We start from the raw sequence: 17,113 nt of genomic DNA on the forward strand, positions 1-17,113 counted from the left end.
TGGTTGTTGATTCCTTTTTTTCTGCTGGGAGGGTTTCTCTGGCTGGCAAGTCAGGAATGGACGCTGCAATGGATCGCGCAGAAAGTCGTGCAGGCCGGTGGAGGCCGTGTTGAGGTCGAAGGGGTTTCCGGAACGCTGGTCAATTCGTTTGAAATTGAAAAAATAGTTTTTACCAGTCGGGAAAAGGATATTGAAATAAACGATCTGAAAGTGGCGTGGAATCCCTGGCGGCTTTTGCACGGCCAGCTGGATATCGACCTGCTTTCGGTCGGCAGTCTGGGTGTCGACTTGAAAATGTCGTCAGATGAACCGTTTGTTTTGCCCCAATCGCTGGCTCCTCCGGTTTCTGTTGAGGTGGCCGGGGTCATTCTTGAGTCGGTATCGGTTTCAAAAGCCGGAGTGGGTATTACGCTGGAAAATGTGCATTTCGCGATTTCATCGGATGCGACCGCATGGCATTTGAAAAACCTGGGTTTCGACAGTCCTTTCGGCAATGCGGCAATCAACGTCGATCTGGGGACGGCGCGGCCATTCGCCATTGATGGAACGGTTCAGTTCGATAATGAACTGATGAAGGCCAGGGCGAACATGATGTTGAATGGCGATCTTGACAGGTTGGGCGTGTCAGGCAGTCTGGACGGTTATGGGGCGACAGGCAAGCTGGATGCACGGGTTACCCCGTTCGCTTCTTTCCCGTTCGAGTCTGTCTGGCTTGAGGCGAAGGGCATTGACCCTTCGAAGATGGAATCGGGTTGGCCAGTCGCGAATGTTGATGCACAGATAGATATCAATGCGGAAAAAGACAAGTCCCTGAAAGGGTCGGTTTCGATCCATAACGGAAAACCGGGGCCTTTCGACCGGAATGCATTACCGGTTTATTTCGTGAACGCAAAAATCAGCGGCAGCATTGAACGGATCCATTTGAACGATCTTTTGCTGAATTTCGGGAAAGCCGGTCAATTCCGCGGAAATGGTCTGGTTTCTTCTGAAAAAACGGATATCACGCTTGAAACTTCGCGTTTTGATCTGCATAAGATTACGTCCCGTATTCGCCAGACACACATTGCCGGCAAAATAGGCTTCCATCAAACGGGAACGGATCAGGAATTTACGGTTGCACTTGGAGAAGACCATATCCGTTTGAACGCGCATTTGCTGAAAAAAGGCGATGCGCTTGTTCTGGAGGACATGTTGCTGAAGGCAGACCAGAGTGCACTTAGGATGACAGGACGCATGAGTCTGGAAGAACAGCAGGATTTCCGGTTTGAGGGGGAAGCAAGCCGTTTCAATTTTGCTTCGTTCGGCCGTTTTCCGGAGTCCGGTCTGAATGTCGGTTTTGACGTATCAGGCCGGCTGAAGCCCGAGAGGGATATTCTTGTCCACTATTCATTTTTGCCCAGCCGCTTGTTCAATCAGGACTTGTCGGGTAAAGGCCAATTCCGGATCGGTGACAAGGAAGTACGCGATGCCCGCATATTGCTGACATTGGGCGCCAACACGGTCAATGTGGATGGCAATCTGGGCAAACGCGGGGACAGGTTGGTCTGGGAGCTGAAAGCGCCTGATCTCGATTCTTTCGGGAAAGGTTATAAGGGTGCGTTATTCGGGAAAGGCGAATTGTTCGGTTCGTTGAAGGCATTGCGTGGCAGGATGAACCTTGCCGGAGGGGACTTCATGCTCATGGATCGGTATGGCGCCAGGAAAATGCAGGCAAATGTACAGTTTGGCACGGAATGGCAGGACAGGATCGAGGTGGACGTTCAACTGGATGATGCTGTCTTCGGTTCTGGCAAGTGGAAAGCCATTCAGGCGCAGATTGATGGGACTTTGCGATCCCATACGATAAAGGCGTCAGCCAGAAATGATTCTTTCGATCTGACGGCAGGGGCGTCTGGCGGTTTATCATCGAATGGGATATGGCAGGGCAAATTGGAAACGTTGGAAAATCGGGGAAAACTGGCTTTTTCACTGGACGCTTCCGTTCCGGTAAAAATCGGAAAAGATGACGTTTCACTCGGGAATTTGACACTGAAATTGCCTGACGGCCAATTGACGGTAGAAAAGCTGGTAAAAAAAGGAACCTTGCTGGAAACGTCAGGGAATGCACGGGGTGTCCCGCTTGCTTATCTGCTTGCTGTTACTCAGGATTCAAAAAATACGGTGCACAGCACGCTGACGTTGGGCGCTGACTGGTCTGTCAAGGCAAACAGGAGCCTGGACGGGAATCTTCGTATTTACAGGGAACGGGGCGATGTGACCTTAGTCGGGGACAACATCATTAAACTCGGATTGAAGACATTTGACATACAGGCTGTTTTATCCCGCAATACCGTGAATCTTAATGCGAAAATCGAAAGCGACAAGGCTGGCGATATTCAGGCGCAGGCCATGACAGGACTGGTTTTGCATAACGGAAGCTGGAGTCTGTCGAAAGACAGTCCGTTTAAAATGACGGTACAGGCCAATGTTCCATCCCTGTCCTGGATCGGGCCTCTGACCGGCCAGCCGGATATGCAACTGGGGGGTTCGGTTACGCTTCAGATCAGTGGAAATGGTACGCTTGGCGATCCACGATTGTCAGGCAGCGTAAACGGCAAGGATCTGGCGGTAAACTGGCTGAGTATGGGCGTCGATTTGTCCAAAGGGGAGTTGTCGGCTGTATTGGACGGTAATCGCTTGCAAATCCGCAAGGGGATCATTTACGGCCCGGAAGGCAATCTGCAAATCAGCGGAGGGCTTCAGATGAAAAACGGACAACTCCTGACCAGTCTGTATTTCAAAACCGACAAGTTGCTGATTCTGTCTAATGTCGACAGACAGCTTGCCATTACCGGGCAGGGACAGTTTTCTCTGGATGAGAACAGATTGCAATTGCTTGGAGAATGGCAGGTCAATCGGGCAATGATTATTTTGTCTGACAGCAGGAATGTCACGTATAGCAAGGATGTGGTCGTTCTTGGCCGTCCTGAAAAGAAAACCGGTGAGTCGGTTCCGGTCAGTTTCAATTTGAAGATCGATCTCGGCAACCAGTTCTATCTCAAGGGAAAAGGGCTGGATACAAGACTGGCTGGACAGATTCAGGCGGTTTCCAGCCGGGATAACAAATTGCGTGTATTCGGAACGGTCAATACGGTCGATGGATCGTATAGCGCCTTTGGACAGAAACTGGCTATCAAAAAAGGACAGGTCACTTTCAGCGGGCCGGTGGAAAATCCGACACTCGATATTCTGGCCGGACGGGATTTCCCGCCTTCTGACGATGTTACGGAAGTTGGCGTGTCTGTCACAGGCACGGCTCAATCGCCTAAGGTCAAACTGGTATCGACGCCTGAGGTTTCCGATACCGAAAAACTGTCATGGCTTGTATTGGGATATGGAGGAGGCGAAAATGGCGACGATCAGCAGCGTGCGCTGATAGCGACGGCGGCAGCGGCCATTTTAAGTACGGAACAGTCTGGCGGTTTCCCGACAAAACTGGCCAGTACCATCGGTCTGGACGATATCGGCATTTCTTCATCGTCGGAGCTGGATGAAACCGTACTGTCCCTGACCAAACGTATCTCTTCCCGTTTGTATCTGACGTATGAGCAGGGCCTGACGGGGGCAACCAACCTGATCAAGCTGCGTTATATCATTTCCAGACGCTTGTCACTGGTGGGCCAGACCGGAACGATTACCGCCGTGGACCTGCTTTATGACTGGAAGTTCGATTGATCCTTTACTCTGGAAGAGGAGTGATTGCTTTTAGGGTTTGCAACAGCTGGAGGCCGCCACGTTCATTGAAAAGAATCTGGACGGGATACCAGTTCTTTTCGGGAGCCAGCCAGACGTGCATTTCCTTATCTTTTTTCCCGTTCCGCGTTAACTGGACCGTTTTTATCTGTCCCATCGGGGTGGAAATACTGCCGGTTTTGACGACGCGGAAAGTCCAGGGTTCGATTTTGCTTCTTCCGGCAACAGGAAAAGTCCAGGTCGAATTGACGGCAAAACGTTCAGGATTGGCTCGCGCAACCGAGGCCAGTTGCCATACGATGCTGGCGCGATCCTGTACGGTTTCTTTCAGGGGCGCTGTCTTGTTTTCGCGAAAGGAAACGATATTTTCAGTGTAATTGAATGTGGTGGTGGTCTGTTCTTTCCGGATTCTTTTTTCCGTATATTTTTCAGGTACCAACCCATGGGCGTCGATTTTTCCATTGCTGTCGGCATCCAGCAGTTTGCCCAGTAAGGAAATTTTCGCCTCGTTTTGAAGCGAATAGGACTGTTTGCCGGCTTCCCAGCGGATAAAGGCATTTCCGTTTAGATCCAGTCCGTTGTACTGGGCTTTTACGGTATAGACAAGTTTGGCGGATGGCGGGACGTCGGCTTTGTCAGCATTGCTGTTCTGGCTGGCGAAGGTGACGGAAGAAAAGACCAGCAGAGCCAGCCATACTATAAAGTGTTGGGCGTTTTTCATTTCGGGCTTTCGTTCGGCATGTGGTATAAACACTATGAAATATGAACAATTGTTTCTGTAAAGTCGATTGTTGATACAAATGGAAACAAAAGGAAAGGGACCCGTGGCGTTTCATGACAGTAAGACCCGGAAATCCTGTTTTTGTTCGCCAGGCTGCGCTTTTTCCGTTTTTGCCTGAAAATTATTTTATCAAACCGGTCTGGAGCCGGATTTTTCAAATGGTATCTTTTTATAAAAAAATATGGGACCGTTTTGCGCTGCCTTTAAAGATGGCCCGTCTTCCAAAACCGGTTGTCTTTACCAATGGCGTTTTCGATATTCTGCACCGGGGCCATGTCACCTATCTGGCGCGGGCGCGCGAATTGGGTGCTTCGCTTGTTGTGGCCGTAAACACCGATGAATCGGTCAAACGGCTTGGAAAGGGAGACGACCGTCCCATCAATTCCTGTGAAGACCGGATGGCGGTTCTGGCGGCGCTGGAATCGGTCAGCGCGGTTGTGGCGTTCGATGAAGATACGGCACAGTTTCTTGTCAGGGAATGCCGGCCTGATATCTACGTCAAGGGAGGGGATTACGATATGTCATCCATTCCCGAGGGTAAGGAAGTACTCGCTTACGGCGGGAAGGTGCTGGCAATTGATTTCGAATACGACAGGTCGACAACGGCGCTTCTGGATAAAGTGCGGCGGTCACGATAACTTTCAGTCCCTGATAGAGCGATCGGCAGCCAGACTGTTGAAATCGTGGAGTCTGTTGTCCATCAGATGTGACGGTACTATCGTGGAGAGGGAAGAGAAAATGTTTTCTATCCGTCCGGGAAATTTCTTCTCCCATTCCCGGATCAGGGTTTTGATTTGCTGGCGTTGTACATTTTCCTTGGCGCCGCACAGGTTTTTCGGAAAAAGCGGGTATTGCTGAATGTCGGCAAAACGTTCGATATCGGTTTCCTTAACGTAGACGAGCGGGCGGATCACAATGTGCTTTCCATCGTCTGTTTTCAGTTTGGGCGGCATGCTCTTGATTTTCGAGCCGTAAAAAAGATTCAGGAAGAACGTTTCAAGTACGTCGTCACGATGGTGTCCCAATGCGATTTTGGTCGCGCCGAGCTCACTGGCAACGCGGTACAGAATGCCGCGCCGCAACCGTGAACAAAGAGAGCAGACCGGTTTGTTTTCGGGTATCAGGCGCCGGATAATGCTATAGGTATCCTGTGTTTCAATATGAAAGGGAATGCCTTTGTCTTTCAGGTAGGCCGGCAGGACATCGGTTGGGAATCCCGGCAGTTGCTGGTCGAGGTTGACGGCAACGAGTTCGAAATGAATGGGAGCGCGTGCCTGTAATCCCAACAGGATATCCAGCAGCGCGAAGCTGTCTTTGCCTCCCGACAGGCAGACCATGACCCTGTCCTGATCCTCGATCATTTTGAAGTCGCCAATGGCTTTTCCGGTCTGCCGGTAAAGCCGCTTCATCAATTTGTTGTTTTCGAAGCCGGTTTTGTGGAACTGTTTTCGGGTTGCCATGTTACTGGAAAGAAGCCGGTCAATCGTTATCGCGAAACCGGAAAACCTCAACGCCAATGCTTTCGCAATCTTCATAAACGTCGGGTTTTTCCGATGAAACGCGTACGGCAAAAACGTGAGGATGGGCCAGAAGCAAGCGGGCGACATCGTCGCACAGGGTTTCCTGAAGATTGATATGGCCTTTTGACGTGCGCTCGGACAGGGTGTCGCGTATGAAAGAATAATCGACCACTTCGGCGAGTTGATCGTTAACCGGTGTCGACAGGGTGAGTGGAATATAGAGATCCACATTGATCAGCAGTCGCTGTGCCCCTTTTTTTTCAAAGTCGTGAACGCCGATTTTCACGGGGACTTCATAGTTGCGGAGAAAAAGGCGGCGGCAGTTTTTCAGTTTGGGATGAAGAAGTGTATGCATGAGATCAAGAATTGTTTTGTGCGCTCATTTTGGCGATGAACATGACGTCCTGGGACAAGGGGATCAGATGTTGTCCCCCGTCGACCATGATAGTGGTGCCGGTGATGGCCGGGGAATCCAGTATGAAGCAGACAGTCGAGGCAATGTCTTCCGGAGTGCTGGAACGGCCCAATGGCGTATTTTTATGGGCGATCTGGAAATCCTGTTCTGTTTGTTCTCCTGAAACGAGTGTGATGCCGGGAGCGATTCCGACCACACGCAGTTTCGGCGCCAGCTCCTGGGCCAGCAGCGTCGTTGCCGTATTGAGAGCGGCTTTTGAAAGAGTATAAGAGAAAAAGCTGGGGTTGAGATTGTCCAGCTTCTGGTCAAGGAGGTTGATCACGACAGATTGCGCATCGTCAGGCGTCATGGCGTGAAGGGCGCGAGAGAGCAAAACCGGGGCGGTCAGATTGGTGTGCATATGAAAGTCCAGCGATTGCGCGGAAAAATCGGTCACGCTGTCATGTTCGAAAACAGAGGCATTGTTGACAAGACAGGATGGCCTTCCCAGTGAGTCAGCTACCCGTTGCAGCAAACGGTTTACGGCATTTTCATCGGTCAGATCACAATGCAAGGCAACGGAGCGGCGTCCCAGTTTGCGAATATCCTCCGCTGTTGCCAGTGCGTCGGTTTCGGAAAAACGGTAATGAACGGCAATATCCCAGCCCTGTCTGGCAAGAAACAGGGCGATAACCCGTCCGATACGTCTTGCCGCACCGGTTACCAAAGCGATTTTGGTTTGCTGTTCACTCATCTGAATGGTTCTTTTTTCTTTCTGGATGTGAAATTGTACGCGAAGCTTTCGTTTATGAGGAAATGGTATCGAAACAGAAAGGGAGTATCTGATAATTTCCGTTTTGAAGGTAGACTGGCAGCCAGTTTTTTTACATTATCCGATTTTTATTTTATGAATTGTCCAGAACCTTCACGCGAGGCCCGCTCCTCATCTGTGGCCTTGAAAAACCGGATTGTCGCCCGTATTGAATCCCGTAGCGGGTGGATTTCGTTCGCCGATTACATGCAGCAGGTGTTGTATGAACCGGAATATGGTTATTACAGTGGAGGCGCTGCCAATTTTGGCGGACAGGGGGATTTTGTAACAGCCCCTGAAACAAGTCCCTTGTATGGACGGGCGATGGCGCATGCGTTGATCCCGTTAATAGAACAGACCCGGCCACAGATACTGGAAATCGGGGCCGGGACGGGAAGGCTGGCCCATGACATCCTGGCTGAACTGGCTTCAAAAGGAATATCTGTTGATTGTTACGATATCCTTGAACTGTCATCCGAATTGCGTGAACGGCAGCAAACAAGCTTATCGGCTTGTCCTCACGTAAACTGGCTTTCCGCTTTGCCGGAACGGTTCGACGGTGTGGTCATTGCCAATGAAGTGCTGGATGCCATGCCTGTGCAACTGGTCGTCAAGCGAAAAACAGGATGGCAGGAGCTGGGGGTTTGCCATTTAAACGGTGATTTTGTCCTGAGTGAACGCCCGTGCGATACGTTTCTCGCTGATGCCATAACCCGTCAAATACCGGATTCCGATTCTTTGCCGGAAGGGTACGTCACTGAAATTCACACTCATGCATGCGGATTTGTCCGGACACTGGCTGAAATGCTGGCGTCCGGAAGCGGGGCGGCAGCGGTTTTTGTCGATTATGGATTTCCCGCACACGAGTATTACCATCGCGACCGGAGTTCGGGCACATTGATGTGCCACTATCGTCATCGCTTGCACACGGATCCTTTTTTTCTGCCCGGTCTTCAGGATATGACAGCCCATGTCGATTTTACGGCGCTTGCCAGAATCGCGGAAGCGGGTGGTCTGGATTTGCTGTGTTACGCCAGTCAGGCAAATTTTCTGATCGGCGCCGGCTTGATGGAACTGATGCAGGGCGTTTCCGCGGAAATGGATGCCAGACAATACTCTTTGCAGTCGCAGGCGGTTCAGAAGTTGCTGTCGCCAGCGGAAATGGGCGAACTCTTCAAGGTCATGATCCTGGGACATAATGTGATACCGCCCGCTTTTATGCTCGATGTCGATAAAAGCGGGCGTTTATAAGCGGCGGATACGAAAAATTTATTTTTTCGCGGAAGCCCGGACGATTTTTGCAGTCAGATCTTTTCGCGGTATGGGTTCCGACCAGACAAAATCGGTTTTTACCTTGTCGCGGCGCATATCCATGTTCCATCCGCCTCTGCCTGAAGAGGTTTCCGCCCACCCCGACATACTGACGGAGAGAGGTATTCTGATGGTGGACATTTTTTTATCGTTCAACTGCATATAGGAACGGATGGCGATCTGTTCCATGATTTTCTGTGCCGGAGGCGAACAGTTGTCACGGATATAGGCACGTGCGCCCGGATTTTGCAATACTTTTTTCCAGTCCGTTTCGCCGGGAACCGTGTTGTAGAGGCCCTTCATGAATTTGTAGGCGCCAGCTTGGCCTTCACGAAAACGGAGATTGAAATCATACTGGGCCACATATGTCCAGATGCCTGGAAGAGAATCGGTTTTTTCGTACGAATCGACTTTGATCCATTTGCATTGATAGGCTTTTGAAAGCATGTCGACCATGTCATCGTCATTGGGGCGGGCGCACCCTGTCAGGATTGCAGCGGCAGGCGCGATAAGAAGACAGATGAAAAACAACCTGTATTTTTTTAAGTCTTGAAAAGTCATTCGATAAGCCTATATGTCTCTTGATACAAAACCGGTTTGTCATTTTACTGAAAAATCGCCGTTTGGCGTACGCTGGAGATCCATAGCGTACACTAAACTGATACAGTTTAAACCGGTTTATTGTTTTTCCGGGTTCAAACCCCCCAGTAAATGTCTTTTTTCTTTTTGTTTGCCGCCTTCAGCAGTTGCAGAAACGGATAAGAACGTGCAGAAAAACTGACAGGCGGTTCCGGTTTGGGCGGTTCCTTTTTCCGGTCGTCAAAGGGATCCTTGTCTTTGTCTTCTTCCGCTTCTTTTTCCTTGCGTTCCTGTTCTTCCCTTTCCATTCTTTCCCGTTCGGCTTTTTCTTCTGCCTCGATTTGTTTGCGGCGTTTTATTTCTTTTTCCAGAGTGGTAATGGCAGCATCTGTCTGTTCGGCTGTGATAATGCCTTTTTCAATATCTTTGCCAAACAGGTCGAGAATTTCTCTCGCGTTTTCTTCGAACATAATGATATCGGCACCCGCTTTGGATTTGAATATAACCAGCATGTTTTTCTCCTGAATGAACGTTACCAACCGGAAGGATGATTTCCCGGTTCAAACTTCTTTCAAAGCTCTTCTGTATTGAATGGCTTCTGCAATGTGTTCTGGCCTGATTTTAACTGTCTGGGCCAGATCGGCAATTGTTCTGGCGATCTTGAGTATCCGGTGGTAGGCCCGGGCCGACCACATCAAACGGATCATCGCTTCTTTAAGCAAACGCTCGCCGGATTCATCGGGTCTGCATAAATCGTCTATTTCTTTGGTGGTGAGCAAATTGTTGGGTTTGCCCTGCCTTTCTTGCTGAATGCGATAGGCTTTGTTGACACGGCTGGCAATCGCTTCGGAAGACTCGCCGTCGGATTGCTTGGACAGCTCTTCCTGTTTTAGGGCACTGATCTGTATCTGTATATCAATGCGATCGAGCAGAGGACCGGATATTTTCCCCTGATATCGGGCGATGGCGTCTGGTGTACAACGGCATTTCCCGGAAGGATGGCCGAAATAACCGCAGGGACAGGGATTCATCGCAGCAATCAACTGGAAACGTGCCGGAAAATCGGCTTGCCTTGCAGCGCGGGAAATAACGATATGTCCGGATTCCAGCGGTTCCCGCAAAACTTCCAGAACATGCCGGTTGAATTCGGGCAGCTCATCCAGAAAAAGGACGCCATGATGGGCCAGCGAGACTTCACCCGGACGGGGTGAGCTTCCTCCACCAATCAGGGCAACGGCGGAAGCGCTATGGTGAGGGGCGCGAAAAGGGCGGGTTTTCCAGAGTGAGGAATTGAATTTGCCGCTTAAGGACTGAATGGCAGCGGTTTCAATCGCTTCTTTTTCCGTCATGGGGGGGAGTATTCCCGCAAAGCGGGACGCCAGCATGGTTTTGCCTGTACCGGGAGGCCCGCTCATCAGCACGCTGTGATTGCCTGCGGCGGCAATTTCCAGGGCTCTTTTGGCTTTAAGCTGTCCTTTGACTTCACTGAAATCAGGATACAAGGGAAGGCCCTTTTCAAATTGCGGGATATGAGGTTTCAGCGCGGTGCCATCGGACGCAGTATTCAGATGTGCGCATACATCCAGTAGCGATCTGGCCGGCAGAATCTCCAGATTCTGTATAAAGGCCGCTTCATCGGCATTTTCAGCAGGAAGAATGAAGGCCTTTTCTTTTCCCTTTTTCGCCAGACTGATGGCAAAGGCCATGGCAAGGGCTCCGCGAATGGGCCTCAGTTCGCCGGATAGTGACAGTTCTCCGGCGTATTCGTAGCGATTTAACTGTTCTTTCCGGATTTGCCCGGATGCCGCCAGAATGCCCAGCGCGATCGGCAGATCGAAGCGTCCCGATTCCTTGGGAAGGTCGGCTGGCGCAAGATTGACGGTTATTCTTCTGGCCGGAAATTCGAACCGGGCGTTCTGGATGGCCGCCCGTACACGGTCTTTGGCTTCCTTGACTTCTGTTTCCGGCAGCCCGACGATGGTAAAAGCGGGCAAACCGTTTGCAAGATGAACTTCAACGGTTACTTCCGGAGCCTCCATGCCGGAGAGTGCACGACTTTTCAGAATCGCAAGGCTCATTTTCCGGTTTCAGATTTTGATGACACGTCTTTCTGATGCCGGATTTGATGTTCCAGTTCCGCAAGCCTTGTTTCAAGCGAGAGAATTTTGCTTTGCATCTGTACAAGAGTCAGTCTCTGGACTTCAAATTCTTCTTTGGTGACGACGTCAAGTTTGGCGACGGCCTGGGTTAGAATTGCCCGGATATTCCGTTCGATATCTTTGACAGGAGAATGTGCCATGATTTGTCCCAGTTTGGCCTGCAGATCGTCCAGTATCTTTTTGTTCATAATGTCTCCCGTGAATGGATGAAAAAGCTGCCTGATTCGGAAAGGGACAGATGAAGCAATATTAATGATTTTGATCGCTCAAGTCTATTTTACCTTTACATTTTCCTTTCCCGTTTCCGTTAAAAGAAGATATTGGACAAGAAAATGATTCTTAAAAATACAAACTGAAATTGTCTTGAAAAAATGCATGGCAGGACAGGAATATCCGGTGGAATAGTTCGGATAATTGCGGATTGTTTCGTTTACTCCAGGCGGCACGGCAAAAATGCGTACAGGATAGGTAAAAAAAATTCCGGTTGAAGCAATCATTCTCATTAACAGGTAGTATATGTCTTGTGTAGCGTGCTGATCCTGAACAGGTGAAAAAGAAATGGCGAGCTGGCAAAAACAATCGATGTGCGTCTTGCTGACTTCTCCTGATAAAATGAGATTCGGCTTTACCTATCGGAAATCCGGAGATTGTCGCGCCTGCTGGCAACGGTCTCCGCTTTTTGTACAGAAATGCATCGAAGGATTTTTATGGTTCCTCATTTAGTTACCGCATTGAACGGTCCCCTGCTTGAACTTGAAAAAACCATTATCAACTCCACACCGTCGATTGAAAGATGGTTCAGACTGGAATGGCAGGATCACACGCCGCCGTTCTACTGTTCGGTGGACTTGAGAAATGCCGGGTTCAAACTGGCGCCAGTCGATACCAACCTGTTTCCCGGCGGATTTAACAATCTGTCGGTCGAAATGCTTCCTCTGGCCGTTCAGGCAACAATGGCGGCGATTGAAAAGTATTGTCCTGATGCAAAAAATCTTCTCCTGATTCCTGAAAGCCATACACGGAATATTTATTATCTTCAGAATATTGCAAGATTGATCAAAATTCTCCGTCAGACAGGGCTGAACGTCAGGCTCGGCTCGCTTTCGGCAGACATCAGGGTGCCGACGCCTTTCACCTTGCCGGACGGCACAACGCTGATGCTGGAACCGCTCGAACGGATCAATAACGGTCGTCGTGTAGGCGTGGGCGATTTTAATCCGTGTACGATACTGCTGAATAACGACTTGAGTTCCGGAACCCCCGAAATTCTCAAAAACGTTTATGAACAAAGCCTTTTCCCGCCATTGCATGCGGGCTGGACCGTTCGTAGAAAGAGCAACCATTTTTCTGCTTACGACGATGTTGCCAGGCGTTTCTCGAAAATGCTGGGGATCGATCCATGGCTCTTGAATCCGTATTTTTCAAAGTGCAGTCACGTCAATTTTGGGGAACATGAAGGAGAGGAATGTCTTGCGGCCAGTGTTCATTCCGTACTGGTCAGAATACGGAGAAAGTACAAGGAATACGGCATCAAGGAAAAACCGTTTGTTATCGTGAAAGCGGATGCAGGCACTTACGGTATGGGCATCATGACAGTGACAGACGCCAGCGAGGTCAGGGAACTGAATCGCAAGCAACGCAACAAAATGTCGGTTGTCAAGGAAGGATTGCCTGTTCGCGACGTCATCATTCAGGAAGGAGTTCATTCTTTCGAAAGGGTGGACGATGCGGTGGCCGAACCGGTTGTTTATATGATCGACCGGTATGTCATCGGCGGTTTTTACCGGGTCAATGAAAAACGGGATATCAATGAAAACCTGAATGCGCCGGGTGCGCATTTTGTGCCGCTGGCGTTCGCGCAGCAGCATACCTTGCCGGACAGAAGTGCCGAGCCGGGCACGGCGGCGCCTAACCGTTTTTACATGTACGGAGTGGTGGCGCGTCTGGCTTTGCTTGCCGCTTCTGTCGAACTGGAAAAGACCGATCCGGATATGCAGTAAACAGTGAAAGGCGAGTATGGAACTGGCTTTTTATGCGGACCCGCTTGAAACATTCAAGGTTCAAAAGGATTCGACATTTGCCATCATGGCAGAAGCGGTGAAGAGAGGTCACCGGATTTTTTCCTTTTGCCAGCACGATATGGCGCTGGATGGCAACAAGGTTGTGGCGACTGTCAAACGCATTGAATTGACAGGCAGGGAAAACCCGGACTGGTTCGAAATTGAGCAGACGGAAGAACGCGAACTGGAAACGTTCGGTGCCGTTATTGTGCGAAAAGATCCGCCTTTCGATACAGAGTACATCAATTCGACTTATTTGCTTGAGCTTTCCGAAAGAAAAGGGGCACGGATTTTCAACCGGCCTGCTGCCATTCGAAGTCACAATGAAAAACTGACCATTGCACAGTTTCCGGAGTTCACAGTGCCCACTCTGGTAACGGCCGATGGGGAACGCTTGCGTTCTTTTCATGCCGAATATGGCGACATTATTCTGAAACCGCTGGACGCCATGGGAGGGACAGGTGTTTTCCGGGTGGAAAAGAAAGGTCTGAATTTGGGCGCCATCATCGAAATGTTGACGGATAACGGCAGCAGAACCGTTATGGCCCAGAAGTACATCCCCGAGATTGCCGACGGCGACAAACGGGTTTTGTTGGTAAACGGTCAGGTTGTTCCGTTTGCATTGGCGCGCATTCCGCAAAACGGAGAGGTCAGGGGAAATCTTGCGGCAGGAGGTATTGGAAGAGCGCAGCCTTTATCGAAAAGAGACCGGGAAATTGCCGAAACACTGGCGCCGGTACTTTCCGGCAGGGGACTGTTCCTTGTCGGACTCGATATTATCGGAAACTGGTTAACCGAAGTAAATGTCACCAGTCCCACCTGTTTCAGGGAGATTGAGCGTCAAACCGGGTTCAATGTGGCCGGGCTGTTCATGGACGAGCTGGAAAAAACGGTTTGACCGATTGGCTGAATTTATTACAATGCCGTTTGAAAGCCCGTTTTCGGGTAGCGTTATTCATTTTTTACTGGCTGGATTATATGGTAGGCATATTACTTCTCATGCATGAGCCGTTGGCGGAAGCGTTCATGACTACCGCAATGCACCTTTTTGAAGGTGAGCAGGAACGCATCGAAGCGATCGATGTCAAGGCTGACCAGGATATATGCGACGTCAACAGGATGGCGCTGGAGGCGATCAGGCGGCTTGACGACGGTTCAGGTGTTCTTGTACTGACCGATGTTCTGGGAGGCACGCCTTCCAATTGCTGCCATCAACTGAGTGCGGGAAACAAGGTACAGGTCATTGCCGGAGTCAGTCTGCCGATGCTGTTGAGGGCGATTACTTACCGGCGAAGCGATCTGGAAACGGTTATAGAAAAAGCGCTTTCCGGCGGGAAAAACGGTGCAGTCCGCATTGATCCCTGTTGAAAGAAAATGGGCTGGAACTGAACGTATTTTGACACTTGTTGAAACAGGCTTGTTTATGCACATCACTTCTTGTCGTTTGCCGCTTTAATCTCGATACTTTATAAAACATGGTACAAACGGAACTGGAAATCATCAACAAATTGGGACTGCATGCCCGTGCTTCGGCAAAATTGACGCAACTGGCTTCCAGATATGCCTGTGAAGTGTGGATGACGCGCAATAACCAGCGTATCAACGCCAAGTCGATTATGGGAGTCATGATGCTGGCCGCCGGCAAGGGATCGAAAATTCTGCTGGAAACGGAGGGCGACGATGAGGTTGAATGCATGAAAGCGCTGACGGAACTGATCAATAACCGGTTTGGTGAAGCTGAATAGGTAAAGCCCGCTGGAAAAACTATGGCATCTTTTGCACTCTTCGGAATTTCGGTATCGCGCGGTATATCAATCGGCCGCGCTCATTTGATCGCGCATGCGGCAATGGATACCAAACATTATCTGGTTCCGCAGGAAAAAGTGGAAGCGGAAGTGGAGCGGTTGCAGCAGGCATTAAGTACCGTACAGAAAGAACTGGAGACAATCTGGTCGAATTTGCCTCAGGATGCGCCGGTGGAACTGGGCGCCTTTCTGGATGTACATGCCATGATTCTTGCGGATTCAGCGATATCGAAAGAACCGTTCAATATCATACGGACACGCCGTTACAATGCCGAGTGGGCACTGCTGACCCAGATTGAAGAACTTTCCACCAAATTCGAACGGATCGAGGATCCCTATTTAAGGGAGCGCAAGGCCGATATCCAGCAGGTTGCGGAACGGATCATGAAGGTTCTGACCGGTACGCCGACGAATTATCATCATCCTGTCGCGGCAGAGCCGGACAGCGAACGGGTCGATATGATTGTGGTCGCTTATGATATTTCCCCGGCCGACATGCTTCAGTTTCGCGATGATACGTTCAGCGGTTTCGTATCGGAAATAGGCGGCAGGAATTCGCATGCGGCCATTGTCGCCAGAAGTATCGATACACCCGCTGTTTTCGGATTGGCCGGTGCCTTGTCGCTGATCAGGCAGGATGACTGGCTGATCGTGGATGCCGATGCCGGAATCGTTATCGTCAATCCGACTCCGCTCGTTCTGGAACAATATCGCGCCAGACAGGCCGCTCAGGCAAAAGCCAGAAAAAAATTGTCCAGACTCAAAAAGACGCCAACGGTAACCATTGATGGTACACCCGTTGCGCTGCTTGCCAATATCGAATTTCCGGATGACTGTACCGTGGCGCTTGAAAACGGCGCGACTGGCATCGGATTATTCCGCTCCGAGTTTCTGTTTATGGGACGTAGCGGCAGTATCAGCAAAATACCGAGTGAGGAAGAGCAGTTTGAAGCCTACAAAAAAGCGGTAACGCTGATGAAAGGGCGCCCTGTTACTATCCGGACACTGGATATCGGTGCGGACAAACCGATCGGGACGCCGGAATCCGGTACACTGAATCCGGCATTGGGGAAACGGGCCATCCGTTATTGTCTCGCCGAACCGGATCTGTTCCTTGCGCAGTTGAGGGCCATATTGAGGGCTTCGGCTTTCGGTCCGGTTAAATTGATGATTCCCATGCTGGTTCATGCTTTCGAGATCGATCAGACACTGGCATTGATTGAGGAGGCGAAATCCCAACTCAGGGCGGCTAACAGAAAATTCGATGAAGCTATCAAGATCGGTGCCATGGTAGAAGTGCCGGCGGCCATACTGGGTTTGCCGATGTTTACCTCAAGGCTCGATTTCATTTCAATTGGTACGAACGATCTCATTCAGTACACACTGGCGATTGATCGCGTCGATCCGGAAGTAGCCCATCTTTACAATCCGCTGCATCCTGCCATTTTATCCATGCTTTCGATGACGATCTGGGCAGCCGGCAAAGCGGGAATTCCCGTGTCGGTTTGTGGCGAAGTAGCGGGCGATCCTCATTTGACAAGGCTTTTGCTCGGTATGGGGCTTCGGGAGTTTTCGATGCATCCCGCACAGCTTTTAAACGTCAAACAGGAAATCCTGGCCAGCGATCTGAAAGTGCTGAAACCGAAAGTGGATAAAATTCTGGTCTTGGTGGAAGAAGACGCTATCGAAAAGGCAGTAAATGACCTGCAACTCGATGAAGCGCCGGTTGTCGATGCATAAAGGATAAGCTCGGGCATGATTGTCAAAATGCCGGCCGGTCCCAATTTGACGATATCTGGCGACTTCGTTATGCTAGCGACATTGCGCCGATTTGAACGAAACAGCTTGCGGGCGCAGAGGTTACCCTGAATAAATGCGGCTAAAGCGAGCTTGAACGACAAGCCCGATTTGCTGATGCTTTCGGGCTTTTTTATTTTGAATTCCAGAATGTGCCGGTTGCC

Annotated in this window: 16 protein-coding genes; 8 read left to right on the forward strand and 8 right to left on the reverse strand. The window is 50.3% G+C overall.

Translation table 11 applies throughout. The features are described from left to right. The first annotated feature begins 6 nt into the window (after positions 1–6). Entirely contained in the window at positions 7–3,714 is a 3,708-nt protein-coding gene (locus tag OFAG_RS00830) for a translocation/assembly module TamB domain-containing protein (protein ID WP_231371643.1), read from the forward strand. A gap of 4 nt (positions 3,715–3,718) precedes the next feature. Here the strand turns inward: OFAG_RS00830 and OFAG_RS00835 are convergent, their stop codons facing one another. Continuing rightward, the gene (locus OFAG_RS00835) at positions 3,719–4,453 is read right to left on the reverse strand and encodes a DUF3108 domain-containing protein (protein ID WP_005878270.1); all 735 of its coding nucleotides are present in this window, start codon (positions 4,451–4,453) and stop codon (positions 3,719–3,721) included. Between the two features lie 218 nt (positions 4,454–4,671). On the opposite strand from OFAG_RS00835, the gene rfaE2 reads away from it, so the two are divergent. Further along, positions 4,672–5,151 (forward strand): D-glycero-beta-D-manno-heptose 1-phosphate adenylyltransferase, encoded by a 480-nt coding sequence (gene rfaE2, locus OFAG_RS00840; RefSeq protein WP_005878268.1) that lies wholly within the window; start codon positions 4,672–4,674, stop codon positions 5,149–5,151. Positions 5,152–5,154: 3 nt separating this feature from the next. Here rfaE2 and ttcA read toward each other — a convergent pair whose 3' ends face one another. The 3 genes from ttcA to OFAG_RS00855 are packed head-to-tail and all read right to left on the reverse strand — an operon-like array spanning position 5,155 to position 7,181. Next, the gene (gene ttcA, locus OFAG_RS00845; RefSeq protein WP_231371655.1) at positions 5,155–5,973 is read right to left on the reverse strand and encodes a tRNA 2-thiocytidine(32) synthetase TtcA; all 819 of its coding nucleotides are present in this window, start codon (positions 5,971–5,973) and stop codon (positions 5,155–5,157) included. 19 nt (positions 5,974–5,992) lie between these two features. Beyond that, positions 5,993–6,388, reverse strand: coding sequence for a dihydroneopterin aldolase (locus tag OFAG_RS00850; protein WP_005878264.1), 396 nt, complete (start codon positions 6,386–6,388; stop codon positions 5,993–5,995). 4 nt (positions 6,389–6,392) lie between these two features. Beyond that, entirely contained in the window at positions 6,393–7,181 is a 789-nt protein-coding gene (locus tag OFAG_RS00855) for an SDR family oxidoreductase (RefSeq protein WP_005878262.1), read from the reverse strand. Between the two features lie 153 nt (positions 7,182–7,334). Between OFAG_RS00855 and OFAG_RS00860 the strand changes: the two genes are divergently transcribed. Beyond that, a complete protein-coding gene (locus OFAG_RS00860; protein WP_005878260.1) occupies positions 7,335–8,489 on the forward strand; it encodes a class I SAM-dependent methyltransferase in 1,155 nt (384 codons plus the stop codon). Between the two features lie 18 nt (positions 8,490–8,507). Here OFAG_RS00860 and OFAG_RS00865 read toward each other — a convergent pair whose 3' ends face one another. The 4 genes from OFAG_RS00865 to OFAG_RS00880 form a co-directional block, all read right to left on the reverse strand. Continuing rightward, entirely contained in the window at positions 8,508–9,110 is a 603-nt protein-coding gene (locus OFAG_RS00865) for a hypothetical protein (RefSeq protein ID WP_020994696.1), read from the reverse strand. 134 nt (positions 9,111–9,244) lie between these two features. Continuing rightward, positions 9,245–9,640, reverse strand: a complete 396-nt coding sequence (locus OFAG_RS00870) for a DUF1840 family protein (RefSeq protein ID WP_020994697.1) — start codon at positions 9,638–9,640, stop codon at positions 9,245–9,247. Between the two features lie 48 nt (positions 9,641–9,688). Further along, on the reverse strand, positions 9,689–11,206 hold the full coding sequence (locus OFAG_RS00875; RefSeq protein WP_005878254.1) for a YifB family Mg chelatase-like AAA ATPase: 1,518 nt from the start codon (positions 11,204–11,206) through the stop codon (positions 9,689–9,691). Next, a complete protein-coding gene (locus OFAG_RS00880) occupies positions 11,203–11,475 on the reverse strand; it encodes an accessory factor UbiK family protein (RefSeq protein WP_005878250.1) in 273 nt (90 codons plus the stop codon). Before OFAG_RS00880 ends, OFAG_RS00875 begins: the two co-directional genes overlap by 4 nt. A 519-nt stretch (positions 11,476–11,994) precedes the next feature. Between OFAG_RS00880 and gshA the strand changes: the two genes are divergently transcribed. The 5 genes from gshA (at position 11,995) to ptsP (ending at position 16,892) form a co-directional block, all read left to right on the forward strand. Further along, positions 11,995–13,287 (forward strand): glutamate--cysteine ligase, encoded by a 1,293-nt coding sequence (gene gshA / locus OFAG_RS00890; protein ID WP_005878248.1) that lies wholly within the window; start codon positions 11,995–11,997, stop codon positions 13,285–13,287. Between the two features lie 16 nt (positions 13,288–13,303). Beyond that, positions 13,304–14,245 carry a glutathione synthase gene (gene gshB, locus OFAG_RS00895; RefSeq protein ID WP_005878246.1) on the forward strand — a complete coding sequence of 314 codons (942 nt, stop codon included), beginning with the start codon at positions 13,304–13,306 and terminating at the stop codon, positions 14,243–14,245. A gap of 80 nt (positions 14,246–14,325) precedes the next feature. Beyond that, a complete protein-coding gene (locus OFAG_RS00900; RefSeq protein ID WP_020994698.1) occupies positions 14,326–14,715 on the forward strand; it encodes a PTS sugar transporter subunit IIA in 390 nt (129 codons plus the stop codon). 107 nt (positions 14,716–14,822) lie between these two features. Then, positions 14,823–15,092 (forward strand): HPr family phosphocarrier protein, encoded by a 270-nt coding sequence (locus OFAG_RS00905; RefSeq protein ID WP_005878242.1) that lies wholly within the window; start codon positions 14,823–14,825, stop codon positions 15,090–15,092. Positions 15,093–15,113: 21 nt separating this feature from the next. Beyond that, positions 15,114–16,892, forward strand: coding sequence for a phosphoenolpyruvate--protein phosphotransferase (gene ptsP, locus OFAG_RS00910; RefSeq protein ID WP_005878240.1), 1,779 nt, complete (start codon positions 15,114–15,116; stop codon positions 16,890–16,892). The last annotated feature ends 221 nt before the right edge of the window (positions 16,893–17,113 follow it).

Origin of the sequence: Oxalobacter paraformigenes (genome assembly GCF_000158475.2) — a bacterium.
Taxonomy (GTDB): Bacteria; Pseudomonadota; Gammaproteobacteria; order Burkholderiales; family Burkholderiaceae_D; genus Oxalobacter; species Oxalobacter paraformigenes.